Source organism: Paenarthrobacter sp. JL.01a (assembly GCF_025452095.1).
Lineage (GTDB): Bacteria > Actinomycetota > Actinomycetes > Actinomycetales > Micrococcaceae > Arthrobacter.
The window spans coordinates 2,471,313-2,497,335 of record NZ_CP104877.1; the positions used below are offsets into that span (position 1 = coordinate 2,471,313).

At 63.8% G+C, this 26,023-nt stretch carries 22 protein-coding genes; 4 read left to right on the plus strand and 18 right to left on the minus strand.

All coding sequences use genetic code 11. From position 1 onward, the window contains the following. Positions 1–12 precede the first annotated feature (12 nt). From aroC to N5P29_RS11660, 9 genes are all read right to left on the minus strand, one after another. Positions 13–1,212 (minus strand): chorismate synthase, encoded by a 1,200-nt coding sequence (gene aroC, locus N5P29_RS11620; protein WP_262275120.1) that lies wholly within the window; start codon positions 1,210–1,212, stop codon positions 13–15. Positions 1,213–1,238: 26 nt separating this feature from the next. Continuing rightward, entirely contained in the window at positions 1,239–2,093 is an 855-nt protein-coding gene (locus N5P29_RS11625) for a shikimate dehydrogenase (protein WP_262275121.1), read from the minus strand. Next, positions 2,090–3,850 carry an endolytic transglycosylase MltG gene (gene mltG / locus N5P29_RS11630; RefSeq protein WP_262275122.1) on the minus strand — a complete coding sequence of 587 codons (1,761 nt, stop codon included), beginning with the start codon at positions 3,848–3,850 and terminating at the stop codon, positions 2,090–2,092. The genes N5P29_RS11625 and mltG overlap by 4 nt, the downstream gene beginning before the upstream one ends. Continuing rightward, entirely contained in the window at positions 3,847–4,437 is a 591-nt protein-coding gene (gene ruvX / locus N5P29_RS11635) for a Holliday junction resolvase RuvX (protein WP_262275123.1), read from the minus strand. The genes mltG and ruvX overlap by 4 nt, the downstream gene beginning before the upstream one ends. A gap of 2 nt (positions 4,438–4,439) precedes the next feature. After that, positions 4,440–7,118: an alanine--tRNA ligase gene (alaS, locus tag N5P29_RS11640; protein WP_262275124.1), complete on the minus strand. Its 2,679-nt coding sequence runs from the start codon at positions 7,116–7,118 to the stop codon at positions 4,440–4,442. 114 nt (positions 7,119–7,232) lie between these two features. Then, on the minus strand, positions 7,233–7,463 hold the full coding sequence (locus N5P29_RS11645; protein ID WP_208759929.1) for a hypothetical protein: 231 nt from the start codon (positions 7,461–7,463) through the stop codon (positions 7,233–7,235). 22 nt (positions 7,464–7,485) lie between these two features. After that, the gene (locus N5P29_RS11650) at positions 7,486–7,860 is read right to left on the minus strand and encodes a DUF948 domain-containing protein (RefSeq protein WP_011774967.1); all 375 of its coding nucleotides are present in this window, start codon (positions 7,858–7,860) and stop codon (positions 7,486–7,488) included. Between the two features lie 158 nt (positions 7,861–8,018). Next, on the minus strand, positions 8,019–8,639 hold the full coding sequence (rpsD, locus tag N5P29_RS11655) for a 30S ribosomal protein S4 (RefSeq protein WP_144658942.1): 621 nt from the start codon (positions 8,637–8,639) through the stop codon (positions 8,019–8,021). Positions 8,640–8,829: 190 nt separating this feature from the next. After that, a complete protein-coding gene (locus N5P29_RS11660) occupies positions 8,830–10,254 on the minus strand; it encodes a replication-associated recombination protein A (RefSeq protein ID WP_262275125.1) in 1,425 nt (474 codons plus the stop codon). A gap of 41 nt (positions 10,255–10,295) precedes the next feature. Between N5P29_RS11660 and N5P29_RS11665 the strand changes: the two genes are divergently transcribed. Continuing rightward, positions 10,296–10,895: a Vms1/Ankzf1 family peptidyl-tRNA hydrolase gene (locus tag N5P29_RS11665; RefSeq protein ID WP_262275126.1), complete on the plus strand. Its 600-nt coding sequence runs from the start codon at positions 10,296–10,298 to the stop codon at positions 10,893–10,895. Here N5P29_RS11665 and N5P29_RS11670 read toward each other — a convergent pair. The 3 genes from N5P29_RS11670 to hisS form a co-directional block, all read right to left on the minus strand. After that, complete coding sequence (locus tag N5P29_RS11670; RefSeq protein WP_262275127.1) at positions 10,892–11,683, minus strand: GNAT family N-acetyltransferase; 792 nt, start codon at positions 11,681–11,683, stop codon at positions 10,892–10,894. The genes N5P29_RS11665 and N5P29_RS11670 overlap by 4 nt on opposite strands. Positions 11,684–11,749: 66 nt before the next feature. Next, positions 11,750–13,543 (minus strand): aspartate--tRNA ligase, encoded by a 1,794-nt coding sequence (aspS, locus tag N5P29_RS11675; protein ID WP_262275128.1) that lies wholly within the window; start codon positions 13,541–13,543, stop codon positions 11,750–11,752. A gap of 111 nt (positions 13,544–13,654) precedes the next feature. Next, positions 13,655–15,010 (minus strand): histidine--tRNA ligase, encoded by a 1,356-nt coding sequence (hisS, locus tag N5P29_RS11680; protein ID WP_262275129.1) that lies wholly within the window; start codon positions 15,008–15,010, stop codon positions 13,655–13,657. A 208-nt stretch (positions 15,011–15,218) separates the two neighbouring features. On the opposite strand from hisS, the gene N5P29_RS11685 reads away from it, so the two are divergent. The 3 genes from N5P29_RS11685 (at position 15,219) to N5P29_RS11695 (ending at position 18,300) form a co-directional block, all read left to right on the plus strand. Beyond that, positions 15,219–16,022 (plus strand): peptidylprolyl isomerase, encoded by an 804-nt coding sequence (locus N5P29_RS11685; protein ID WP_262275130.1) that lies wholly within the window; start codon positions 15,219–15,221, stop codon positions 16,020–16,022. A 66-nt stretch (positions 16,023–16,088) separates the two neighbouring features. After that, positions 16,089–17,576 (plus strand): DUF349 domain-containing protein, encoded by a 1,488-nt coding sequence (locus N5P29_RS11690; RefSeq protein ID WP_262275131.1) that lies wholly within the window; start codon positions 16,089–16,091, stop codon positions 17,574–17,576. A 94-nt stretch (positions 17,577–17,670) separates the two neighbouring features. Continuing rightward, positions 17,671–18,300, plus strand: a complete 630-nt coding sequence (locus tag N5P29_RS11695; protein WP_262275132.1) for a hypothetical protein — start codon at positions 17,671–17,673, stop codon at positions 18,298–18,300. On the opposite strand, the gene N5P29_RS11700 is transcribed toward N5P29_RS11695, so the two are convergent. From N5P29_RS11700 to ruvA, 6 genes are all read right to left on the minus strand, one after another. Next, complete coding sequence (locus N5P29_RS11700) at positions 18,297–20,690, minus strand: RelA/SpoT family protein (RefSeq protein ID WP_315973343.1); 2,394 nt, start codon at positions 20,688–20,690, stop codon at positions 18,297–18,299. The two genes, N5P29_RS11695 and N5P29_RS11700, sit on opposite strands and share 4 nt — an antisense overlap. Positions 20,691–20,851: 161 nt before the next feature. Then, positions 20,852–21,841, minus strand: a complete 990-nt coding sequence (gene secF / locus N5P29_RS11705; protein ID WP_262275133.1) for a protein translocase subunit SecF — start codon at positions 21,839–21,841, stop codon at positions 20,852–20,854. Further along, entirely contained in the window at positions 21,841–23,592 is a 1,752-nt protein-coding gene (gene secD, locus N5P29_RS11710; RefSeq protein WP_262275134.1) for a protein translocase subunit SecD, read from the minus strand. Before secD ends, secF begins: the two co-directional genes overlap by 1 nt. A gap of 114 nt (positions 23,593–23,706) precedes the next feature. Next, entirely contained in the window at positions 23,707–24,090 is a 384-nt protein-coding gene (gene yajC / locus N5P29_RS11715) for a preprotein translocase subunit YajC (protein WP_262275135.1), read from the minus strand. 145 nt (positions 24,091–24,235) lie between these two features. Beyond that, complete coding sequence (gene ruvB, locus N5P29_RS11720; RefSeq protein ID WP_262275136.1) at positions 24,236–25,312, minus strand: Holliday junction branch migration DNA helicase RuvB; 1,077 nt, start codon at positions 25,310–25,312, stop codon at positions 24,236–24,238. After that, positions 25,305–25,949: a Holliday junction branch migration protein RuvA gene (gene ruvA / locus N5P29_RS11725; protein WP_262275137.1), complete on the minus strand. Its 645-nt coding sequence runs from the start codon at positions 25,947–25,949 to the stop codon at positions 25,305–25,307. The genes ruvB and ruvA overlap by 8 nt, the downstream gene beginning before the upstream one ends. Between the last annotated feature and the right edge of the window lie 74 nt (positions 25,950–26,023).

Sequence of the window (26,023 nt, forward strand, 5' to 3'; positions counted from 1 at the left end):
CAGAGCGGATCACTACCGGCCGACCGTGTCCAGGGTTGCCGGGATGTTGTCCAGGTAGCTCTGCAGGTTGCGTGCGGTCTCGGCAACGGAGTCGCCACCGAACTTCTCGGCGATGGCCTCTGCAAGAACCAAGGCCACCATGGCTTCGGCAACAACACCGGCCGCCGGAACGGCACAGACGTCCGAACGCTGGTGGTGGGCTTTTGCGGGCTCGCCCGTGCTCACGTCAATGGTGCGCAGGGCGCGCGGGACCGTGGCGATCGGCTTCATGGCGGCACGGACGCGCAGGACCTCACCGATGCTCATGCCACCTTCGATGCCGCCGGCGCGGTTGGTCTGGCGGACGATCCTGCCGTCTTCATCCTTGACAATCTCATCGTGGGCGGCAGAGCCGCGGCGGGCAGCGGTCAGGAAACCATCGCCGACCTCCACGCCCTTGATGGCCTGGATGCCCATGAGGGCTGCAGCCAGGCGCGAGTCGAGCCTGCGGTCCCAGTGGACGTAGCTGCCCAGTCCCGGGGGAAGCCCGTACGCGAGGACCTCAACCACGCCGCCAAGGGTTTCGCCTTCCTTGTGGGCAGCGTCCACCTCGGCAACCATGGCGTTGGAAGTCTCGCGGTCGAAGCAACGCAAGGGGTCGGCGTCAAGGGCGATCACGTCACCGGGCACCGGCAACGGACGGCCTTCGGGAACAGCCACGCTGGCAATGGAGACTGTGTGGCTGACGAGCTCGATGCCAAGCTGCTTCAGGAACTGCGCCGCGACGGTGCCGAGGGCGACGCGCGTGGCGGTTTCCCTGGCACTGGCGCGTTCGAGTACCGGGCGGGCCTCGTCGAAGCCGTACTTCTGCATGCCCGTGAAATCGGCATGCCCAGGACGTGGTCGCGTCAACGGAGCGTTCCGGGCCTGGTCTGCGAGAAGTTCGGCGTCAACGGGATCAGCAGACATGATCTGCTCCCACTTGGGCCATTCGGTGTTTCCCACCTGGATGGCAACGGGGCCGCCCTGGGTAATTCCATGGCGGACGCCACCCATGATGGTGACCTCGTCCTGCTCAAACTTCATGCGGGCGCCCCGGCCGTAGCCCAGGCGGCGACGCGCCAACGCGTCACGAATCTGCCCGCTGGTGAGTTCAACACCGGCGGGCACGCCTTCAACAATTCCGATCAGAGCCGGACCGTGGGATTCACCGGCAGTCAACCAACGCAACATATAACCAATCCTGCCATGTAAGGCCTCTAGAACACCCGTCGGGGAAGCCCGACTGAGTCGCACATCACATCTATGACGGCGGCATCGACATCACGTCCACTGAAGAGCCGTATCTGCTCCGCCGCCTGATACATCAGCATCTCCAGCCCGGGGACCACTGCTCCCCCGTGGCCGCTCCACACTTCGGCGATGCGGCTGGGCCACGGATCGTAGGCAACATCCAGCAGGACACCCGCACCGGTTCCCGGCAGAGACGCCAATTCGTCGGCGAGGTCATCAGCGGCCCGCGGGGGAAAAGTGGAAATGACAAGCTCAGCTGCCGCCACGGCGGTGGCGGCTTCGGTCAGCGGCCGAACCGCCAGCGACATCCCGACGGCGGCCGCCGCGGCTTCTGCGTCTGACGCGCGTGAAGCATCCCGGACGAAAACGTCGACGTGACCGGCACCCAGCTCATGGACCGCGGCGACTGCCGCGGCCGAGGTACCGCCGCCACCGAGAATGGCGGCATGAGGTGCGGACGCCACACCGGCATGCCGAACCGCTTCAACGATGCCCGCGACGTCGGTGTTGTATCCCGCACGACGCACCGTTCCGCCGTCGTGCTCAAAAACCACGGTGTTGATGACACCCAACCGGGCGCCGGCGCCGCGCACTTCGTCGACTTCCTTGATCATGGCCGTCTTCAGCGGCATCGTCACCGACAAGCCGCACCAGGAGCGGTCTGCGCGGAGCGACTCCATGAAGGCCGGAAGGCCATCCACGGTGACGTCAATCGCCGAGTACTCAATGTCCAGGCCCAGCTTGGCGTAGGCGGCCAGGTGGAGCGCCGGGGATTTCGAGTGGGAGATCGGATGACCCAGGACCGCGGCCCGAAGCGTCACACGCACCGTCCCGCATTGGCCTGGCACCAGGCGTTGTATTGCTCAACATAGGTGTTGTGCTCAGCCAGTGTCTTGGAGAACTTGGTCTCCTTGGTGTCCAGGTTGATGGTCACCCAGTAGAGGTAGTCGTTGGGCGTCGGCTTGGCAGCGGCGTCGATCGCGGTCTTTCCCGGCGAACCGATCGGACCCACGGGCAGGCCCACGTTCGCGTAGGTGTTGTACGGATTCGACTTGTCGGCCTTTTCCTCTTCCGTAACGTGGAAGGACTTCCTGCCGAGCCCGTACGTGACCGTCGCGTCCGATTGGATGAGACCGCTGGTTTCGACGTTGTTGGGCTTGAGCCGGTTGTAGATGGCCCCTGCCACGTTCCCATAGTCCGCCTGCCCACCTTCGGCCTGAACGATGCTGGCGATGGTGACGACGTCGTACTGTTTGGCTGGATCGGTAATGCCTTGGGACTTGAGCTCATCCAGGGTGGTGGTGACCAGCTTCTGGATGATGTCCTTAGCGGAGGTTCCGAGCTCGAAACGGTACTCCCCCGGAGCCAGGAAGCCCTCGAGGTTCTTCGCCTTCGCCGGTACCCCGAACTGTCCGGGTGCCTGGTTGAGGGCATTGAGCTGCTCCAACGGGATGCCGGAACCCTTGGCAATGGCGTCCAGGGATTCGTTGATCCGCAGCCCGGCGCTCAGGGCGAAGTACATGACCTTGGAGGAGTCTTTGTTGACCAGGACGGCCACGGCGTCCGAATTCTTCATTTCAGTCTTGAAGGTAAATTGACCCGGGGACAATTCACCGCCCTGGCTGACAAACTCCTTAACGAAGGCGTCAGCATCGGCAACGACGTGCTTTTGCACGAGATCGCTCGCTACCGCCTTGGGGCCGGCGCCCTGGGGAACCGTGACACTGACGGACCCGGTCCCGGGGCCGGGGTAGTCCGTGATCTTGTCCATGCCAAGCAGGGGCTTCAGGAATTGTGCTCCGACAGCTACGGCGGTGACGAACACGGCCAGCGTCAACAGGAGGGCAAGGACACGACGACGGCGGCGCGCCTTTTTCGCGGCAGCCTTGGAAGCGGGGGTGGCTACCGGCGCCAGCAGCTCGTGGGCATGGTCATCAGGGTGGAGCTCGTCGTGGTAGAGCTCGTCGTGGTGGAGCTCGTCATGGTGGAGATCATCGTGGTGCAGTTCTTCGTGATGAAGCCCGTCATGGTGCAGCTCATCATGGGCGTCCACGCCGTGGTGGGCATCCTGCCCGGCGTATTCGTGGGCTTCCAACGGCGCGCCACCGGTCTCAGCGAAAACCAGTTCACCTTCGCCGTGGGCCTGACCAGATTCTTCGTGCTCAACATGACCGGCATGGGCCGCTGCGACGCCGGCTGCCTCGTCATCGTTCGAGGGCGCCGGGGCTGCTGCTTCTTCGGCGGTGGCCGGAGCCTCGACCGCCGGCTTCTGGACCGGAACCGGAGGGGCCGCCTGGACAGGAGGCGCAGCCTGGACAGGAGGAGCCACTGGTACGGGCGGGGCTACTGGTACGGGCGGGGCTACAGGGGCCTGCGAAGCCGGAACCGCGGGAACGGGGCGGGGAAGTTCTGCCTCGGCTGCGGCTGCCGGGGAATCCTCGCCCGGCGTGGCTTCGGGAACGGGTACGACGTTGTGGTTCTGCGTGGCGAGGAATCTCTCCCGCGCCCGCAGCTCTTTGCGGGTCAGCGGCATGCCGCCGCCGGTACCGCTGGAGGGGTCGTTGTTGACCGGGCTCACAGTTGCAGTCCCCTCGTAGAAGAATCAGGTTCGTTGCCGGAGGCAGCCTGCAGCGTTGGGGCACTGCCGGGCGTTGCGGGTTCCGCCGGTGCCTGCACTCGGCGGCCGACGTCCGTTCCTCTGGCTTTTTGCATGTCGATCGCGTGCTGAAGTATTCCAGCAGCAGCAACCTGATCAACCACTTTACGGTGATTCCTGCTGCTCATGCCAGCTTCGTGCAGGTTGCGGTGCGCCGTCACGCTCGAAAGCCGCTCATCAACAAGGTTCACAGGGATGTCCAACCCGGCACGGGAAAGCTCCCCAACCAGCAACAGAGCATAATCTGCGGCCATGGCGGCGGAGCTGCGTTCCTCGCCCTTCATGGTGCGCGGAAGCCCCACGAAAATCTGCACTGCCGGCAACTCGGCGGCGTGCTTGACCACCAAACGGACATCGGAGTTCTTTTTGGCGTCCCGCCCAACCGTCTTGAACGGCGTGGCGAGGATTCCATCGGGATCACACTGGGCAAGGCCCACCCTGACGGTACCGACGTCTACCCCCAGCTTGATGCCACGGGGGTAGACGTCATCGTTAGTACGTGTGGACACGGTCAGCGCTTGGCTATCGCGTCCACCACGGCTGTGAGGGCCTCGGAGACCTTCGCAGCGTCGGTGCCGCCGCCTTGGGCGACGTCGTCCTTGCCGCCACCGCCGCCGCCGAGGATACCTGCGGCCAGGCGCACGAGCGCTCCAGCCTTGACACCGGCACCACGCGCAGCTTCATTGGTGGCAATCAGAATGACCGGGCGGTCGTTGCTGACACCCGCGACAGCCACCGTTGCGGCCTCCGAGCCGAGACGGTTGCGGAGGTCCAGTGCAAGGTTCCGCAGGTCATCCGCACCACCAACCTGTCCGGCGTCGTGGGCGACAACGCGCACCCCGCCGGCGTCCTTAGCCGTCCCAACGAGGGTGGCGGCCGCCGCGGCGAGCTGCTCCTTGCGGAGCCGGTCGAGTTCCTTCTCGGCCGCCTTGAGCTTGTTCAGCGTGCTGGAGATCCTGTCCGCGAGCTGGCCGGAAGGAACTTTCAACATCTCCGTCAGTTCAGTTACCAGCGCACGCTCGGCGGCGAGGTGGCGGAAGGCATCAAGGCCCACGAAGGCCTCGACGCGGCGGTTTCCGGAACCAACGGACTGTTCACCGAGCAGCGACAGGCTGCCAATAAGGGATGTGTTGGACACGTGGGTGCCACCGCAGAGTTCACGCGACCACGCGCCGTCGATCTCCACGACCCGGACTTCGCTGCCGTAGTTCTCACCGAACAGGGCCATGGCCCCGAGCGCCTTGGCTTCTGCCAAGCCCATCACCTTGGTGTCCACCCGGTAGTTGTTCCGAATGGCGATGTTGGAGACCTCTTCAATCTCGGACCGCGTTGCCGGGCTCAGACCTTCACCCCAGGCGAAGTCGAAGCGCAGGTATCCGGCCTTGTTGAAGGAACCACGCTGGGTGGCCTCCGGGCCGAGGATCTGGTGCAGGGCAGCGTGGACGATGTGCGTTCCCGTGTGCGCCTGCTCAGCTGCATGCCGGCGTTCACGGTCGACGGCGGCGCGCACCAACGCGTCGGAGGCGATCTCACCTTCGCGGACAATCGCTTTGTGCACGCTCAGGCCCTTGATGGGCCGCTGGACGTCCAGGACCTCCACAACGAAACCATCGCCGGTGATGAGGCCGGTATCGGCAGACTGGCCACCGGCTTCGGCGTAGAACGGGGTTTCGTTCAGGACGAGCTCGATCTCCTCGCCCGTGGAGGCATGCGAAACTGCCCGGCCACCGTTGACAATTCCCCGGACCTTCGACTCGCCCTCAAGCTCGTCGTAGCCGGTAAAGACGGTCTCGCCCTTGCCCAGGAGCTCCTGGTAGGCGGTGAGGTCGGCATGGCCGCCTTTTTTGCCCTTGGCATCAGCCTGTGCACGTTGGCGCTGCTCAAGCATGAGCGCACGGAAGCCTGCCTCGTCCACCTTGAGGCCGGCCTCTTCTGCCATCTCCAGTGTCAGGTCGATGGGGAAGCCGTAGGTGTCGTGAAGGGTAAACGCGTCGGCACCGGAGAGCGGGACTCCGGCGGCCTTGGATTCAGCCACTGCGTCCTCCAGGCGTGCAGTACCTGAAGCAATGGTGCGGAGGAAGGCCTTTTCTTCAGCGTAGGCAATGCGGCTGATGCGGGCGAAGTCGGTCTCCACCACGGGGTAGACCCCCTTCATGGCGTCGCGGGACGCGGGAAGAAGGTCAGGCAGGCAGGCCTTCTCGACACCCAGCAAGCGCATGGCACGCACGGCGCGGCGGATCAGGCGGCGCAGCACATAGCCGCGGCCTTCGTTTGACGGTGCCACGCCGTCGGCGATGAGCATCAGGGCGGACCTGATGTGGTCGGCGACGACGCGCATGCGGACGTCATCGGTGTGGTGCGGGTCCTCGTCGGTCTCGGCAGAGGTGTATTCCCGGCCGGACAATTCAGCGGCCTTGTCGATGACAGGACGGACCTGGTCGGTTTCATACATGTTCTCGACGCCCTGGAGGATCATCGCGAGGCGTTCCATGCCCAGGCCGGTGTCGATGTTTTTCTGCGGCAGTTCACCCACGATGTCAAAGTCCACCTTGGAGCGGACATTCTCGATCTGGTACTGCATGAACACGAGGTTCCAGATTTCGATGTACCGGGTTTCGTCAGCGAGGGGGCCACCCTCAATGCCGTAAGCAGGGCCGCGGTCATAGTAGATTTCCGAGCAGGGCCCTGCAGGGCCGGGCTGTCCGGTGGACCAGTAGTTGTCGGCCTTGCCCATCCGCTGGATACGCTCGGCCGGAATACCGGTGTTCTTCAGCCACAGTTCCTTGGCTTCGTCGTCCTCCTCGTAGACCGTCACCCAGAGGCGCTCGGCAGGGAGTCCGTAACCGCCGTCGTCAACGCTCTTGGTGAGCAGCTCGAAAGCGAACTTGATGGCGTCTTCCTTGAAGTAATCGCCAAAAGAGAAGTTGCCGCACATCTGGAAGAACGTGCCGTGGCGGGCGGTCTTGCCCACTTCTTCGATGTCACCGGTGCGGATGCACTTCTGGACGCTGGTGGCACGGCTGTAGGGCGGCTCTTCCCGGGCCGTCAGGTAGGGAATGAACGGCACCATTCCGGCCACAGTGAAGAGAAGGGACGGGTCGCTGGAAACGAGCGACGCGGAGGGAACGGCGGTGTGGCCCTTGCTGACAAAAAAGTCCACCCAGCGCTTGGTGATCTCCTGCGACTTCATTAGCTGATTACTTACCCTTCTCAATTCACTGCACACGATGTGCGCGGTTCCGGCTGGTGCCGTTCCGCAGCTTTCCATTCTGCCCTGTTGAGGGCTTCGGAGCGAACCGCTCCGTTAGCGCCCGCCTGCCGCGGCGTCGTCGATTCCCAGGGCTGCCCGGAGATCCTCTTCGCGCTGGTGCATGCCTGAGCGCACGGCATCGGCGAAGTCGAACAGTCCGTCGGCCATCCGGCCAACAGCACGGTTCAAACCCTCGGGTCCCAGGTTGGCCTGCGCCTCGGTGATCTTACGGAAGGCGATGACGCCGATTGCGACGCCGATGCCCATCCAAACAATTCTCTTCATCGGTTTATGGTCTCCCGTTGGTTCAGCGGCTGCGACGGCCGGAGGAAGGGGCGCGGCGTCCGGCGAAAGCGGAGCGGACTCCGTAGCTGAAGGCAGCCACCTTGATCAGCGGCGAACCAACTGTCGCCGCCACGAGCGAGGACAGCGCGGAGATGTTGGCGGACGCATCAGAAACGTTCGAGGCGATGCCATCAACTTTCTTCAGCTGCTGGTTGGTGGTTGTGACGGTTGCCGTCACTTCGTCCATCAGGGGCGTGGCGCCGTCGCTGATGGAACGGATGGAGGTGCGGACCTCGTCGAAGACGCCGCCCAACTTCAGAATGGGCACAGCCAACAGCAGAACCAGGAGCGCGAAGACTCCCGCTGCGATGAGACCGGCAATGTCGCCACCAGACATAGAACACTTCTCCTAGGATCGTTGCGCTGCCTTGTACCTGCCGCGGCGCGGCTTTGGGCAAGGCCTCCCCCAGTACCTTACCTATAGAGGAGCGGTACCTTATAGACAAAGAAGCCCGCGGCGGCTGCCACGGGCTTCTTTGTCTGCGCTGCTTGAATTTAGCGGGCGTAGAATTCGACGACGAGCTGCTCTTCGCAGATCACGGGGACCTCGGAGCGCTTCGGGCGACGAACCAGGCGTGCCTGCAGGGCGTCAATCTTGACGTCCAGGTACGGCGGCACGTTGTTCAGGACGTGTGCACCGGCAGCGGCGACCTGGAACGGAGCCATAACCTCGGAGCGGCTGTGTACGTGGATGAGCTGGCCTTCGCCAACGCGGAAGGACGGGCGGTCAACGCGAACGCCGTCAACCAGGATGTGGCGGTGCACAACCAGCTGGCGGGCCTGTGCGATGGTGCGGGCGAAGCCTGCACGGAGCACGAGGGCGTCCAGACGCATTTCCAGCAGCTCAACCAGGTTCTCACCGGTCAGGCCCTTGGTGCGGCGTGCTTCTTCGAAGGCACGGGTCATCTGGGCTTCGCGGATGCCGTACTGGGCGCGCAGACGCTGCTTTTCGCGCAGACGTACGGCGTAGTCGGAGTCCTGCTTCTTGCGGGCACGGCCGTGCTCACCGGGGCCGTACGGACGGCGCTCCATGTACTTGGCGGCCTTGGGGGTCAGAGCAATGCCGAGTGCACGCGAAAGGCGTGCGGTACGGCGAGCACGAGTGTTGTTAGCCACTTGTGTCCTTCCAAATTACTGCGGTGTATCGGTGTTACTGGCCTCCATCAGGGAGAGCATCGGCCAACCGCTGCCTCTTGCTACTGGCCCGGGCGCGCAGCACCGTTGAAGGAAATCTTCAAGGGATGTGGCGTCGGGTCATGCCAGACAAGGATCCATCCTACCACGGGCGCTGCATCCAACGCCCGCGCTACTCGCCCCGGACGATCTTCCGGAGCCGCTCCAGCCGCGCCGCAATATCGCGTTCCGCTCCATTGTTGGTGGGCTCGTAGTAATTCCTGCCCACAAGGTCGTCCGGCGGGTATTGCTGGGTGGCGATCCCATGGGGTTCGTCGTGCGCGTATTTGTAGCTCTTGCCGTGCCCCAGCTGTTTGGCCCCGGGATAGTGGGCGTCGCGAAGGTGCATGGGTATTCCGCCACCATAGCCGGCGCGTACGTCAGCCACTGCCTTGTTCAAGCCCATGTAGGCGGCATTGGATTTAGGGGCAGTGGCCAAGTGCACCACGGCTTCGGCCAACACGATCCTGCCCTCCGGCATGCCGATCAGCTGCACGGCCTGTGCTGCGGCGACGGCGGTCTGCAACGCAGTGGGGTCGGCCATGCCGATGTCTTCGGCAGCGGAGATGACGATCCTGCGGGCCACGAAGCGGGGATCCTCCCCCGCTTCAAGCATCCGCGCCAGGTAGTGCAGGGCTGCGTCGACGTCGGATCCCCGGATGGACTTGATGAACGCGCTGGCGACGTCGTAATGCTGGTCTCCGGCGCGGTCGTAGCGGACCGCGGCGGCATCCAGCGCGCGCTCTGTGTGGCGCAGTTCCACCAACACCGGCGCGTCGGACTCACCGTCCTCGACGGCGGTGGCGTCACCGAACGCTACCCCGGCAGCAGCCTCCAGCGCCGTGAGGGCACGCCGGGCGTCGCCACCGGACAAGCGCACGAGGTGCTCAAGGGCCTCCGGGGCCAACTCGACACGTCCGGCAAGGCCGCGGGCATCCGTCACCGCCTTTTGCAGCAAGCCGGAGATATCGTCATCGGTCAGCGGTTTCAGGGTCAGCAACAGGGACCGGGACAAGAGCGGCGACACCACCGAGAAGGACGGGTTTTCGGTAGTAGCCGCGACCAGCACCACCCAGCGGTTCTCGACACCGGGCAGGAGCGCGTCCTGCTGTGCCTTGTTGAAGCGGTGGATCTCGTCCAGGAACAGCACCGTGGTCTTTTTGTAGAGGTCCCGGGCCGTCAATGCCTCGTCCATGACCCTGCGCACGTCCTTGACACCGGCAGTGATGGCGGAGAGTTCAACGAACTTCCTGCCGGGTCCGCGTGCGATCACGTGAGCCAAGGTGGTCTTGCCCGTCCCGGGAGGTCCCCAGAGGATCACCGAGCTGGGTCCGGCGGGGCCTGCGGCCTCTGCACCGGCGGCAAGCTGCCTCAGCGGAGAACCCTGGCCCAAAAGATGCTGCTGCCCCACGACATCGTCCAACGTCCGTGGGCGCATCCGCACCGCGAGGGGGCTGCGCTGGGACGCCATCCAGTTGGCGTCCGAGGGCCCTCCGGCGGCAGGCAGCTCCTCCGACTCGTCGTCGTTCACTGCACCGGCACCAAAGAGATCTTCCACATGGATAGGCTACTCATAGTTCCAGCAAAGGAGACATTGACGTGCAGCGCCCAGCATCAGCACCGCGCCGCCCCGGCGGACGCCGGACCGCCCTGGTGCCCGCGCAACGGTTGCACGGATGGGTGGAGCGGTTCGCGGCCAGCCACGGCACAGTCGCGCAAGACCTCGACGACGACGGCCTGCTGGTGAGGGCTGCCGATGGAGCCGAAGCGCTTCTGCGGGCACCGTGGCCGGCCGACGGGAGGCCTGGCAGGGGCGCGACGGAACTGGACCGCCTGGCATCCCTGGCGAGCCAGGAGCGCGCATTGGGCGTGCTCTTGGTCCGCAAGGGTGGCTACGCCCTGGCCGCTGCCAGCGGTCCGAGAATCCAGACGACAAAAAGCGGTTCACGTTTCATCGATGCCAGGACCACGGCCGAACACGCAGCGCGGATCTTCGCCAACCACAGGATTGAATACCTTGTGACAGGCGGCGACCGCGCTTTGGTGGACCAGGTACTTGCCCAGCCCTCGCTCAAAGCCGTGTCCGGCAGGACAAGGCTGCCTTTCCTGGATGTACAGGTACCAAAGTCCGCGGTCCTTGCAAAAGCCGCCGCCGACGCCTGCTCTATCCGGATCAGCGTCACCGACCCGCCGGTTTAGCAGCCGCCCGGGGCACGTTTCAGCGGAGCTTGCCGGTAGAGGTAGCCACCGTAATCCGTAAAGCCGGCCTGCCCGTACAGGGCGCGCGCCACATGGTTGGCCGCTGTGACGAGCAGCCAAAAACCGCCAAGGTTGCGTTCCCTGCCGGCCTGCAGCAACGCTTCCAGTACTTTAGTGCCGTGGCCCCGCCTGCGGTGCGCCGCCGACGTCGCCATGCTGTAGATACCGCCCCAGCCGTTCACCAAGGCAAGACGCCCGACGGCGGCGGGGACGCCGTCGTCGTCCCTCACCAGGGCGTACAGCGACGGGCAGGCGGTGAGAATCCTGCGCGCGACAGACAATTCCGCCTCTCCGCCGCGGCCATCCACCGACCACCACAGATTGAGCCATTCCTGCGACGGTTCTTCGCTGACTTCCACGCCGGCAGTGGGCGCTTTCCCGGGAACGTCAGCGGTATCCCGGACCATGATCCTCGTCTCGGACTGCCTGGTAAAGCGCTGGCCGTCAAGAACAGCGTTGAGTTCCGCGCTTCGGGGATCGTCGAAGACCTGGAAGATCAGGGGCAGCCTGCGCGAGCGGTACCACTGCGCGGCGGACTGAACAGAGTGGGCGATGCCCTCCGGCCCCGCTTGGGCCGGCACCCTGGGCCACACCGAGTTCGCCCGCTGCGTCACTCCCTCCGAGGCGCGTAGGACCCACTGTCCCGCTTCCTCGCGCTCAAGCGCCGGCCAGGCCTTGTCCATCAGCTCTTCAAGGGCGGCTTGCTCCACGGTAGCGGCGCCTCTCATGCTCGGGAATCGATGGGCAGAAAACACCGGAGGGCTCCCCCTAAGGGGAGCCCTCCGATTGTGGTCTTACTCGGACTTGGTGTCCGCCTTGGCGGCCGGCTTGGCCTCAGGCTTGAAGTCCACCCCGGCCTCCTTGCGCTGCTGCGCCGTAATCGGAGCAGGCGCGGCAGTCAGGGGGTCGAAGCCGTTGCCCGTCTTCGGGAAGGCGATGACGTCGCGGATCGATTCCACACCGGCCAGCAGTGCCACAACGCGGTCCCAGCCGAAGGCAATGCCACCGTGCGGAGGCGCACCGTACTTGAAGCCCTCCAGCAGGAAGCCGAACTTGGTTTCAGCATCTTCCTTGTCCAATCCCATGAGCTGGAAGACCCTCTCCTGGACCTCGCGCTCATGGATACGGATGGAACCGCCGCCGATCTCGTTGCCGTTGCACACGATGTCGTAGGCGTAGGACAGCGCCGACTCGGGATTCTTGTCGAAAGTGTCCATGAATTCCGGCTTGGGCGAGGTGAAGGCGTGGTGGACGGCGGTCCACTGCCCTGCTCCCACTGCCACGTCCCCGGAAGCGACGGCGGCTGCGGCCGGTTCGAACATCGGAGCGTCCACGATCCATACGAAAGCCCAGTCACTGGGATCGATCAGGCCCGTGCGGTGGCCGATTTCGACGCGCGCAGCGCCCAGCAGCGAACGGGAAGCGCTCTTCTCGCCGGCGGCGAAGAAGATGCAGTCACCGGGCTTGGCGCCGACGGCGTCAGCCAGTCCGGCACGTTCTTGTTCCGTGAGGTTCTTGGCGACGGGTCCTGCAAGCTCCCCGTCCTCCTTGTAAAGGACATAGGCCAGTCCCTTGGCGCCGCGCTGCTTGGCCCATTCCTGCCAGGCATCGAGGGCGCGGCGGGCCTGGGAAGCGCCACCGGGCATGACCACTGCGCCGACGTAGGGGGCTTTGAACACGCCGAAGTTGGTGTCCTTGAAGAACCCGGTCAGCTCCGTCAGCTCAAGGTCGAAGCGAAGGTCCGGCTTGTCGGAGCCGTACTTGGCCATGGCGTCCAAGTAGGTCATGCGACGGATGGGCGTGGGAACCTCAACGTCGATCAGCTGCCACAGCGACTTCACGATGGCCTCGCCCAAGGCGATGATGTCGTCCTGGTCAACGAAGCTGGCTTCGATATCCAGCTGCGTGAACTCGGGCTGGCGGTCGGCACGGAAGTCTTCGTCGCGGTAGCAGCGTGCGATCTGGTAGTACTTCTCGAAGCCACCCACCTGCAGGAGCTGCTTGAACAACTGCGGGGACTGCGGCAAGGCGTACCAGGAGCCGGGAGCCAGGCGTGCCGGGACGACGAAGTCACGTGCGCCCTCGGGCGTGGAACGCGTCAGGGTGGGCGTCTCGATTTCAACGTAACCCTGGTCGTGCAGGATGCCGCGGGCCACGCGGTTCGCCTCGGAACGCAAGCGGAGGTTGCGGGCGGGGCCGGGACGGCGCAGGTCCAGGTAGCGGTGCTTCAGCCGGGCTTCTTCGCCGACCTCCACGTGCTCATCGATCTGGAACGGCAGCGGGTCGGAGGTGTTCAGGACAACAACCTTGTCTGCGATAACCTCGATTTCGCCCGTAGCAAGGGCGGGGTTCTCGTTGCCTTCAGGACGCTTGTTGACCGTACCGGTGACCTGCAGGACGTACTCGTTCCGAAGGCCGTGGAAGACCTCTTCCTCGCGGACTACCACCTGGGCCACGCCGGACGCGTCGCGCAGGTCAACGAATGCAACGCCACCGTGATCACGGCGGCGGCCCACCCAGCCGGCCAGGGTTACGGTTTGTCCAATGTGCTCGGAACGAAGTGATCCGAGGTCATGTGTGCGCAGCACAGCATTCCTTTCAGCATGAAATTTAGAGGGACCGCTGCAAAAGCGGTCCCGTCCGAGTTTACCCGCCCCGGCCGCGGCTGCCGCCAAAGGGCGGAACTAACGTTGTTCTGTTCAGGCAGTGGTCACGCGGACGTTGAGATCTTCTTCCGGCGGCGTCCAGCTCGCCGGGTCCGCATCCACCTGCTCACCCGAGCGGATGTCCTTGACCTGGTGTTTGCCGTCGTCGTCGGTGAACCAGACAAAGGGAATCCCGCGGCGGTCGGCAAACTTGATCTGCTTGCCGAACTTTTCGGCCTTGGCGGCCACCTCGGTGGCGATGCCACGGCCCCGCAACTGGGCCGCGATGTCCTGGGCGGCCGACCAGCTCTCATCGGTGTTGAGTGCAACCAAAACAGCTGTCGGCACAGCGCGGGAGGCCGAAGCCAGTTCCTGGCTGAGGATGCGCGAGACAAGTCGCGTCACGCCGATGGAAAGCCCGACGCCAGGGAACTTGCGGTTGCCCTTGCTGGCCAGGGCATCGTAGCGCCCGCCGGAACAGATCGACCCCAGCTGCTCATGCCCCACCAGGACCGTCTCCACTACCGTTCCCGTGTAGTAGTCCAGCCCGCGTGCGATGCTCAGGTCAGCCACGACCTTCCCAGGGGCACGCTGCACGGCGGCTTCGATAACCTGCTGCAACTCACTCAGCCCCTCGTCAAGGAGGTCGTCCTTCACTCCAAGTGCGCGCACCTGCTCCACGAACGAGGTGTCCTCCGTTCGGATGGTGGCCAGCTGCAGTGCAAGACCCGCCTGCTCATCCGTGGCACCGAGCTCGGACTTGAGAAGCCCGGCTACCTTGTCGGCGCCGATCTTCTCCAGCTTGTCGATGCTCCGCAACACGCCGGCTGTATCCGTCAGGCCAATCCCCCGGTAGAAGCCTTCTGCCAGCTTCCTGTTGTTGATCCTGAGCCGGAAGTCCGGAATCGGCAGCGCGCTGAGGGCTTCGGCGATGACCAGCGCAATTTCGACGTCGTAACGGAACGGCAGTTCTCCGTCGCCCACGACGTCGATATCCGCCTGGGTGAACTCGCGCGCCCGGCCCTCCTGGGGGCGCTCACCGCGCCACACTTTCTGGATCTGGTAGCGGCGGAACGGAAACGCCAGGTAGCCGGCGTTCTCCACGACATAACGGGCGAAGGGAACAGTAAGGTCGAAGTGCAGGGCCAGGGCGTTGGGGTCCGCCTTGTCCGACCCGCCCGGCTTCGCGGCGTCGCCTTCGTCGTCCTGGAGGCGGCTAAGCCCGTAGACCTCTTTATCGATCTCGCCCTTGCGGAGCAGCTGGCCCACCGTTTCCACGGCACGTGTCTCGATGGAGGAAAAGCCATGCAGTTCGAAGGTCCTCCGGAGCGTGTCCAGAACATGGAGCTCCACCAACCGCTCCTGGGGAAGCCACTCGGGGAATCCGGACAGGGAGGCGGTACGTGCCATGGTGGAATTGTCTCCTTGAAGAAAGCTGACACGTGCTTCGGCGCTGCAGCTTTAAACGCCCGTTCGGCGTTTACAGGCCGGGCGTCCAGCCGGTCATGCATAAACTATGTGCGGCAGCCAGTTTATGCTTTCCGCGCGTGCACATCTAATGCAGCATGCCCGGGTTCCTGTCGGCAGCCATTCGAAGCTGACTTATTCAGGAGGACTCTTGGCAACAAGGTCGCGGGATGACCGCGAAGCGAAACGTCGCATCAGGCAGATGGAAGCCAAGCGCGCCCTGCGGCAGGAACAGGCAAAGCGCCGGAAACGCGACAACACGATCGCCATTGGCGCCGGAGCCGCAGCCGTCATCCTGGCCGTCGTCCTGCAGCTGACCGTTTTCAGTTCCAACCCCACGGAAGCCGAGGTTGCTGCCGCCGAAGCCGGGCTCAGCTCTGCCTCGGCGTCGCCCTCTGCCGCCCCTTCACAAAACAGTGCCGACGTTCCCAGTGCCGACACCGCCGCAGGCAAGACGTTCACAGGCCAGCTCTCCCTGAACGGCGGGGCAGTCGGCGTTGAATTGAACGGCACAGCCGCTCCGCAGGCAGCCGCCGTCTTGAAGTCACTTACCGACTCCGGCTACTACAACGGGGCCAATTGCCACCGCCTGACAACGTCGGAGACCTTTGGACTCCTGCAGTGCGGCGCCAAGTCCGAGGACGGCGCCGACGATCCCAACTATCGCTGGGGCCCCCTGGAAAACACTCCGGCCGACAACAAGTACCCCGCAGGAACCATCGCCATCGCCCGAACCGGTAATAACGCCTACGGCAACGGCCACCAGTTCTTCATTGTCTATAAGGACACCACTATCCCGGCCGATACCGCGGGCGGGTACACCGTGGTGGGCAAGGTGACCAGCGGGCTGGATGTGGTCACAAACATCGCCGCAGCGGGACTGAAACCCGGTCAAAACAACAGCGACGGCGCTCCTGTGGCACCTGTCACGATAGACTCGTTCTCTCTGAAGTAACCAGCTCCGGACCCCGGCCCGGCGTGCATTGCCTTAGCAGTCCCTCCAAGCGAAAGACTTTTAGCGGTGACAGACAGTCAGAAATCCGACGAAACAGCAGCAGTGGCCAACGATGAAGCAGCCGAGGTGATCGAAACAACCGAGGCCGAGGCATCCTCCGGGGCCGTTGCCGCTCCGGCGGCCGGCGAAGCTCCGGCTCCCCGCCCGGCACCGTCCGTGGCTCCGTCGCCGGCAGCATTTGCGGCCCGCCCGAAGGCGCCGGCCCCTGTTGTTCCAGCGGCTCCGGCAGTATCAGCCGCCTCGCTCGCCGAAGCGGCCAAGTGGGGGCGCGCAGAGGGAGACGGCCACGTCTTCCTGACGCTGGATGGTGAGGAAATCGCCGTCGGGCAGTACCCGGGGGTCAGCCCCGACGAAGCACTGGGCTACTTTGCCCGGAAGTTCGACGACGTTATCGCCCAGGTCGTGCTGCTCGAACACCGCGTGGAGTCCAAGGCTCCTGCAACGGACATGCAGAAAACCGTCACACACCTGCGTGAGCAACTTGCCGAGCGCAACATGGTCGGTGACATCCGCTCCGCCGAGGCCCGGCTGGACACCTTGTCGACTCAGATTGTCGAACTGGAGAAGTCCGAAAAGGCTGCCCACGATGCGCTGCGGGCCAGTGAACTGGCTGCCCGCGAAGCCATCGTGGCTGAAGCGGAGTCCATCGCGGGACAGGACCCGGCACAGATCCAGTGGAAAACCTCCAGCGCCCGCATGAACGAGCTCTTCGAGTCCTGGAAGGCCGCCCAGAAGAGCGGCATCCGCCTGGGCCGGAGCAACGAAGATGCGCTGTGGAAGAGATTCCGCTCGGCCCGCACGGTATTCGACCGTCACCGCCGCGCCTACTTCTCGCAGCTGGACAGCAACAACTCTGCCGCCAAGACCGCCAAGGAGGCCTTGATCGCAGAGGCCGAGGCGCTTTCCTCCTCGACCGATTGGGGATACGCCGCCGGTGAATACCGCAGGCTCATGGACCAGTGGAAGGCAACTCCCCGCGCAAGCCGCAAGGACGACGACGCATTGTGGGGCCGTTTCCGGGCCGCACAGGATGTCTTCTTCAGCAACCGCCAGGCTGCCAATGACCAGATCGACCAGGAATACACCGCAAATCTGGCCGTCAAGGAACAGTTGGTCATCGAGGCGCAGGCGTTGCTGCCGATCAAGGACCTCAATGCCGCCAAGAAGTCCCTCCAGTCCATCCGGGACCGGTGGGAAGAGGCTGGCAAGGTACCGCGCGCTGACATGGGCAGGATCGAAGCAGGCCTTCGGAAGGTTGAAGACGCCGTTCGTGAAGCCGAAGAAGAGAAGTGGCGCCGGACCAACCCCGAAACGAAGGCCCGTACCAACAGCGCCCTGACACAGCTGGAGGCGGCAATCGCGGGCCTGAAGGACGATCTCGACAAGGCGGAAAAGGCAGGCGACCAGCGTCGCATCAAGGCTGCCCGTGAAGCCCTCGAAGCCCGCCAGGCCTGGCTCGACCAGATCCAGCGTTCGGCCAGCGACCTCGCATAGTCACCACTGACGTTGCCACAGGCTCCGTACCGGTTATCCACATAGCCGGGACGGAGCCTGTACTGGTTGGGCCGCTCAACGGAATGATCGAGTGATGGTCCCTCCTGTCACCGCCCCGCAACTGCTGGAACCCGTCATCCCCGAGATCTACTCCGCCGGCCGCATCTTCACGTGGAACGAGCTCCAGGGAATGGCTGCCGATGGCATCCTGCTGCCCCTGTATGGGAAGAACTACGCTTCACCCGGTGTGGCCATCACCCAGCGCATCCGGGCCCGCGCAGCAGCCCTGAGCGTACCGGAGCGTATCCGCACCAAGGTTGTCGCGGGCAGGCTCACCGCCGCCTGGATCTATGGGTGCGCCAAACCGCCCGGCAAGCTATCCCTCCTGGTGGATGCGAAACACCGTATCTCCAGCCTTCGAGGTACCCTCGGCTGCAGCCTTCACGAAGTACGGCTCGGCCAACTGGATGTAGTCAGCCTCGGAGGGATGCTCGTGAGCAGCCCTCTCCGCACCGCGGCGGACATCGCACTCCACGTCGAAAGTGATCGAGCCCTGCCCGTCCTGAGGCGCCTCCTGGACCGGCCGGAATTGGGCATCAAGCTGCGCCTGCTGGTACTGGCAGTTGAAGCTGCGCCGCGTGTGCCCCACAAGAAACGCGCGTTGGCCACGTTGGCCCAACTGGCTCCGGAAACGTCGCCGGGCCCCGGCAAGGTGCCCGATTAGCTCCTGCGGCTGTTCCCGGTGGTGCGGTAGACGTCAAAGACCCCATCGATGCGCCGGACCGCGTTCAGGACGTGGTGCAGATACTTGGGGTCGCCCATTTCAAACGCGAACTTGGAGATTGCAACCCTGTCACTGGAGGTGTGGACGGATGCAGCCAGGATGTTGACGTGGTTCTCCGACAGAATGCGGGTCACGTCCGACAGCAACGACTTGCGGTCCAGGGCTTCAACTTGGATCTCCACGAGGAAGACGCTTGACTGCGTGGGCGCCCATTCGACGTCGACAATCCTGTCGGGCTGGTCACGCAGGCCGGAGACGTTTGTACAGTCCGTCCGGTGCACGGAGACACCGGAGCCGCGCGTCACAAAGCCGAGGATCGGGTCCGGGGGCACGGGAGTGCAGCATCGCGCCAGCTTGACCCACACGTCGCCCACGCCCTTGACGATGACGCCTGAATCCGAGAACTTGGATTTGGCCACCTGGGTGGGAATGCTGACCTCGTCAAGGTCCTCATCCGGGGTCTCGTGTCCGCCCAGATGCTCCATGAGCTTTTCCATGACGGACTGGGCCGAAGTGTGCCCATCACCAACACCGGCGTATAGGCCGGAGATGTCCACGTAATGGAAGTCCTCGGCGACTGCGGACAAAGCATCGTGGGTCATCAGCCTCTGCAGCGGGAGGTTCTGCTTCCGCATGGCACGGGTGAGCATGTCCTTGCCGCGGTCGATGGCTTCTTCGCGACGCTCCTTGGTGAACCATTGCCGGATCTTGTTGCGCGCACGTGCCGACTTGACGAAGTGCTGCCAGTCCTGGCTCGGTCCGGCCCCTTCAGCCTTGGAGGTGAAGATTTCCACCCAGTCGCCGTGGTTCAGTTCGCTGTTCAGCGGCACGAGCTTGCCGTTGACGCGTGCACCGATGGTCCGATGGCCGACTTCGGTGTGGACAGCATAGGCAAAGTCGACAGGAGTCGAACCAGCCGGAAGGGCCATGACTTCACCCTTGGGGGTAAAGACGAAGACTTCCCGGGCGTTGATCTCGTACCGCAGGGAATCCAGGAACTCTCCGGGATCCGACGTTTCCTGCTGCCAGTCCACGAGGGACCGCAACCAGCCCATGTCGCCGTCGCGGGGGCTGCCGGGGCCTTGAGCCGTCCGGTTTGGCTGGTCCTTGTACTTCCAGTGGGCAGCCACACCGTACTCGGCCCGGCGATGCATCTCATGCGTGCGGATCTGGATTTCGACCGGTTTGCCACCCGGGCCGATCACAGTGGTGTGCAGCGACTGGTACATGTTGAACTTGGGCATCGCGATGTAGTCCTTGAACCTGCCCGGCAGGGGGTTCCATCGCGAGTGCAGGGTCCCAAGGGCTGCGTAACAGTCCCGGACGGAATCCACCAGGACCCGTACACCCATGAGGTCGTTGATGTCGTCGAAATCCTTGTCCCGGACGATCATCTTCTGGTAGATCGAGTAGTAGTGCTTGGGGCGGCCCGTGATGGTGGCCTTGATCCGCGCGGTCCTGAGATCGTCCGCTATCTGGTTGCGGATAACGCTCAGGCTCTTTTCGCGCTCCGGGGTCCGGTCCCCCACCATGCGGACGATTTCCTCGTACACCTTGGGATAGAGGGCCGCGAAGGACAGGTCCTCAAGCTCCCATTTGATGGTATTCATGCCCAGCCGGTGGGCCAGGGGCGCGAAAATTTCCAGCGTTTCGCGGGCTTTGCGCGAAGAGGATTCCGCGGACACGAACCGCCAGGTGCGTGCGTTATGCAGACGGTCGGCCAGCTTGATCATCAGGACGCGGATGTCCTTGGCCATGGCCACCACCATTTTGCGGACGGTCTCCGACTGGGCGGCCTCGCCGAAGCTGACTTTGTCGAGCTTGGTGACGCCATCGACCAACATGGCGACCTCCGGCCCGAAATCCCGGGTCAGGTCAGCCAAGGTGTAGGGAGTGTCCTCCACGGTGTCGTGAAGAAGCGCAGCGGCCAAGGTGGTGCCAGTCATGCCGAGCTCGGCCAAAATCGTAGCCACTGCCACCGGGTGGGTGATGTAAGGATCGCCGCTCTTGCGCTTCTGGCCCTGGTGGCTCCGCTCAGCGACGGCGAAGGCGCGTTGGATCAGGTCAAAATCCTCTTTCGGATTGTTGGCCCTGACGGTCCGCAGCAATGGCTCAAGGATCGGCGAGTACGGCGCTACGCCGCGTCCGGTCAACCGGGCAAGCCGGGAACGCGTGCGTTCCCTCCGGCCGGGGAACGTGGGACGGGCTCCGGGCATGTCAACTGGTACGGCGCCTGCGGCCCGGGCGGACACACTTGTTGCAGGGACCACAGCTGAATTGCGGTCCTCTTCCCCGCCCGCCAGTGGTGCCGACGTCGCTCGTTCTTCCACAGAAGTACCCCTCACAACCGATTTAATTCTTCCAGTCTATTCCCGCAAGTGAATGCTTCTGCAACTGGACAGCACATGACGAACGGCCGGGCAAGTCAAAGAGCCGGTCACCGCAGGCTTGCGGTGACCGGCTCTTCGGAGATTTGACGCGGCATCTGCCCCTAAACGGTGGCTTCCGCCCTGCGGTGGGCTACCTTCTTGGCCTGCTTGACCAGCTCCGGTTCGCCCTGGCGCAGCCAGGCGTAGAGCGGTGCTGCGATAAAGATCGTGGCAGCGGTGCCGAGCAGGATACCCACGAACAATGCCAGCGACAGGTCACGCAGCGTTCCGGCACCCAGCAGGCCTGCACCAATGAACAGAATTGCCGCCACGGGCAGGACCGCCACCATCATGGTGTTGATGGAGCGGACCAGGGTTTGGTTCACCGCGAGGTTGACTTCTTCGCCGAAGGTACGTCGCGTGGAGGTGGAGATGTCAGAGGTGTTCTCGCGGATCTTGTCGAAGACCACCACGGTGTCGTAGAGCGAGTAGCTCAAGACAGTCAGGAAGCCGATGATGGCCGACGGCGTGACTTCGAAATCGCTCAAAGCGTAGACACCCGCGGTGGTGAACATCGTGACGAGCATGCCAACAAGCGCTGACAGGGACATTTTCCAGGTCCTGAAGTACAGGGCCATGAGGACCGCAGCCAAGCCGACGAAGACCACCAGGCCGATGAGGGCTTGCCGGGTCACGTCCTGGCCCCAGGTCGGTCCGACGAAGTTGGAGGTGACCTCGTTCGCCGTGACTCCATAGGCGCTGGTGAGCCCGTCCTTGATGCGGTTGGTCTCGTCGTCGGTCAGCTGATCCGTCTGGATCCGCATGGTGTTTCCCGCAACGTTTGCAACGCGCGGAATCGCGTCCGGAACGACGTCATGCACAGCCCGCTCGCCGAGCGCTGCGTCGGTGGTGCTCACGTTGGAGACAGTGAACTCCGAGCCACCGCGGAACTCGATGCCAAGGTTGAAGCCACCCTTGACCACCGGGATGAGGATGGACAGCGCCACGGCCACAGCCGCGATGGTGAACCAGATCTTCTTTGAATTGACGAAGTTGTACGAGCGCTTGCCCGTGTAAAGCTCATGGCCGAAGGTTGCGAAGCTCGTTGTCATTACTTCTCCTCCTTGCTGCCGTTGGAAGTGCCGGTCAGTTGGCCCTTCGCGGCAAGGCGCCGTTCGGCGATGGTCATGCGTCGTTCGGCTTCAGCGGCCGCTCCGGCGTTCCGGGCGCGGACCGGAGTCGGCTTGTCTTCCGGAGTCCGGAGCCGGCCGGCTCCGCGGTACAGCGGGACGGCACCGAGGCGGTCCGGCGACAGTCCGGAGAAGCGGTGTCCTTCGCCGAAGAACTTGGTCCGGGCGAGAACCTGCAGCATCGGATGCGTGAACATGAACACCACAAGGAGGTCCGCAAGGGCCGTCAAGCCCAAGGTGAAGGCGAAGCCTCGGACGTTTCCAACCGCCACGAAGTACAGGACCACCGCGGCAAGAAGGTTGACGGCCTTGGAGGCCAGAACGGTGCGCTTGGCACGCTTCCAGCCGTTTTCGACGGCGGACACCAGCCCGCGCCCCTCGCGCAGTTCGTCACGGATGCGTTCGAAGTAGACGATGAAGGAGTCCGCTGTCTGGCCGATGGCCACGATCAAGCCTGCTACACCGGCCAAGGACAACCTGTAGTTTTCGGTCCAGCCGAGGATGGCGATGGCAAGGTAGGTGAGCAACCCGGCCACTATCAAGGAGGCGATGGTCACGAATCCCAGGGCCCTGTATTGGAAGAGCGAGTACACCACAACCAGCAACAGGCCGATCATGCCGGCCAGTAGACCGAGTCGCAGCTGGTCGCCACCGAGCGTTGCCGAGATCTGCTCCTGCGACTGGATCTCGAAGCTGATGGGCAGTGCGCCATAGCGCAGCTGGTCGGACAACGCCTTGGCGCTGGCCTGCGTGAAGTTGCCGGTGATCTGTGGCTTTCCGTCGGTGATGACAGCAAGGGAGCGAGGTGCCGAAATCACTTTGTCGTCAAGGACAATGGCGAACTGGGACTTCGGATCCTGAGTGCCCTGTGCCTGGGCTGCAACGTAGAACTGGTTCAGGCGTTCGGTAACTGCTTTGAACTTTGCGGTGGCATCGCCGTTGAAGACGATGTTCACGCCCCAGGAGTTGGTCACCGAACCCTGGGCACCCTGGACCTGGGAGAACGTGGAATCGCTGATGTCCTGGCCCTTGACCTCGACCGGGCCCAAGATGTACTTGACGGCAGGGGTCTTGTCAGTGGCGGGCTCGCAAGCCACCAGAGGCTTGGCGGGGTCCGAGCGGTCGCGCTTTTCGTTGGACGGGTTCACGCAATCCAGCGCCTCAAACTCCTTTTGGACATCCGGGGTGACCCAGTTGATGTCGCTGGCGTTCGTCGGCTCGGCGGTGGGCTTGTTCAACTTGTCATCCGGGGTCCGCTGCTCGGCGGGAATAGCAGCTGGGTCTCCAGCGGCTATAACAGGCCGGAAGTTCATATCAGCCGAGGCCTGGATGAGGTCGCGGGTTTCCTTCGAAGGGGTGCCCGGGAGGCTTACAACCACGTTGCGGCCGGACTGGGTGCTGATTTCGGCCTCGGCGACGCCGGAACCGTCAACGCGCTGGCGGATGATCGCCACCGCCTGGTTGAGCTGTTCCTCGTTGATGTCCGAGGCACCCTCCACACGGGGTGCCAGGATCATCTGGGTTCCACCTTCGAGGTCCAGTGCAAGCTTGGGCGCCCAGCTTGCATGGCCGGTCATCACACCGCCAGCCAGGACGACGGTGAGTACAACGAATATTGCTCCAAGCCATGTCAGCACCCTGCGGGCTGAATTTTTGGGGCCGGTCCTTGCCATTTTCAATCTTCCTGTTATCGCCGGACAGCCGCCGGCGGACGCTGGTGAGCGTCTGCCGGCGGCTTTCCGCTGCCGTAGAAGTTGCCTTGCGCGGTGGTGCCGCGACTGACGGTGCTAGTTGTCCTTCTTGTCCTCTTTGTTGAGGCGCGCAATGGTCTCTTCCGGCGTCTCGCCGGCCGCAGGGGTTTCAGTACCTGTTGCGGTCAAGGAAGAAGCGTCATCCGGAACCACAGGGGCTTCCTCGGGAGTTGCCTCAACAACCTTGGTAACGGCCTGGCGGTGAACCGTGGCCTCATTGCCCGGGGAGAGCTCGATAACGACCTTGTTCTCCGCTTCGTCGATGGACACGATCCGGCCGAAGAGGCCGAAGCTGGTCATGACGTCGACTCCGGGAGCAAACTTGGACTGCATCTCAGCCTGCTGCTGCTGGGTCTTCTTGTTGCGGCGGAACATCATGAAGACAAAGAGTCCAAGCATGACGAACAGCAATATGGTCATTGGATCCACAGGGAAGTTCCGTTCTGTACTTACGTTTTGGTTCACGGCAACGTCCCTGGCAGATCCGCGAGGCTGGCGCATGGATCAAGGACTCGAACGTGCCGAGCGTCATACCAGTCTAGAGGGAAAAGCTGAACGCAGCGTGTTAACCCGCAGTATCTACGCTCTCGGCGTGGTTTTCGTCCTCGTCAAACAATGCAAGGGTCTCTTGTCCGAACACACCGGCCGGCACCGCGTACCCCAGATGGGTCCAGGCTGAAGCCATCGCAATGCGTCCGCGCGGGGTGCGGCCCAGCAGCCCTTCCCGCACGAGGAAAGGCTCCGCCACTGTCTCGACGGTCTCTGCCTCTTCACCCACGGCAATCGCCAGGGTGGACAGCCCCACCGGACCGCCGTTGAACTTGGTGATGAGCGCTTCAAGGACAGAGCGGTCCAAGCGGTCAAGGCCACGCTGGTCCACTTCGTACATGTCCAAAGCAGCTGAGGCTGACCGCGCGTCGATCTGGTCAATGCCGTGGACAAGCGCCCAGTCACGGACACGGCGAAGCAGCCGGTTGGCGATACGCGGCGTTCCGCGTGAGCGGCCGGCAATCTCCGTGAATCCGGCCGAGTTGACCTTCAGGTCCAGCAGGCCGGCGGAACGGCGCAGGACAAGTTCAAGCTCGGCCACGGAGTAGAACTCAAGGTGGCCGGTAAAACCGAAACGGTCCCGCAGCGGACCAGGGAGCAGGCCGGCGCGGGTGGTCGCTCCTACCAGGGTGAAGGGAGGCAGCTCAAGCGGAATGGCCGTGGCACCTGCCCCTTTGCCCACCACGATGTCCACGCGGAAGTCTTCCATGGCCATGTAGAGCATCTCTTCCGCCGGCCGGGACATGCGGTGGATCTCGTCGAGGAAAAGAACCTCTCCTTCGGAGAGGGAGGACAGAATCGCGGCCAAGTCTCCGGCATGCTGGATGGCCGGACCACTGCTGATCCTCAGCGGAGCATTCATCTCCGCCGCAATGATCATGGCCAGCGTGGTCTTGCCGAGACCGGGAGGACCGGACATGAGCACGTGGTCGGCACTGCGGCCACGCATTTTTGACGCCTCAAGTACCAGCGCAAGCTGCTTGCGGACCCGGTGCTGGCCCACAAAGTCATGCAGGTTCTTCGGACGAAGGGCCGCCTCGATGACCCGCTCTTCCGGTTCCTCTCCCCCGCTGACCAGTGACTGCTCAGCCACGGGTGCCTACACGGTTACCGGCGCGTGCTCCGTCCTGGCCCAGCCACCGCAGCGTGGCCCGGAGGATCTGTGCGACATTTCCTGCATCCACCAATTCCGGCGAGTCGGCCATGGCCTTGTCGATGCTGCCGTTGGCATCCTTCTCCGACCAGCCAAGGCTGGTCATGGCGGCCACCACCTGGGGCTTCCACTCAGCTTTGACGGCGGTTGCCGGTGTGGATGCGGTGCCAGTGCCATGCGGAACCAACTTGCCAGCGAGCTCAAGGACTATCCGGCCGGCAACCTTGGGACCGATGCCGGGAACTTTCGTGAAGGCCTTCCCGTCTCCGGTGTGTGCTGCAACGCGGATGGCCTCCGGTTCGTGGACAGCGAGCACGGCCAAGGCCAGCCGCGGTCCCACCCCGCTGACGCTGAGGAGGACATCGAAAACTTCCCGCTCGTCGTCGGCGGCGAAGCCAAAGAGTGTAAGGGAGTCCTCGCGGACGATCATGGAGGTAAAGAGCTTGGCGTCTGCCCCTACCTTCAGGTGGCTCAGGGTCTGCGGCGTCGCGAACACGCTCATGCCCACGCCATTGAGGTCGATGACCGCGCTGGACAAACCAACGTGGGCTACGGTTCCACGAAGAAAACTGATCAAGACCCGGCTCCTGAAATACTGCCTGCCCTGCCACCTGGATCTGCGGCCTGGACTGACTATCCGAACATATCTAC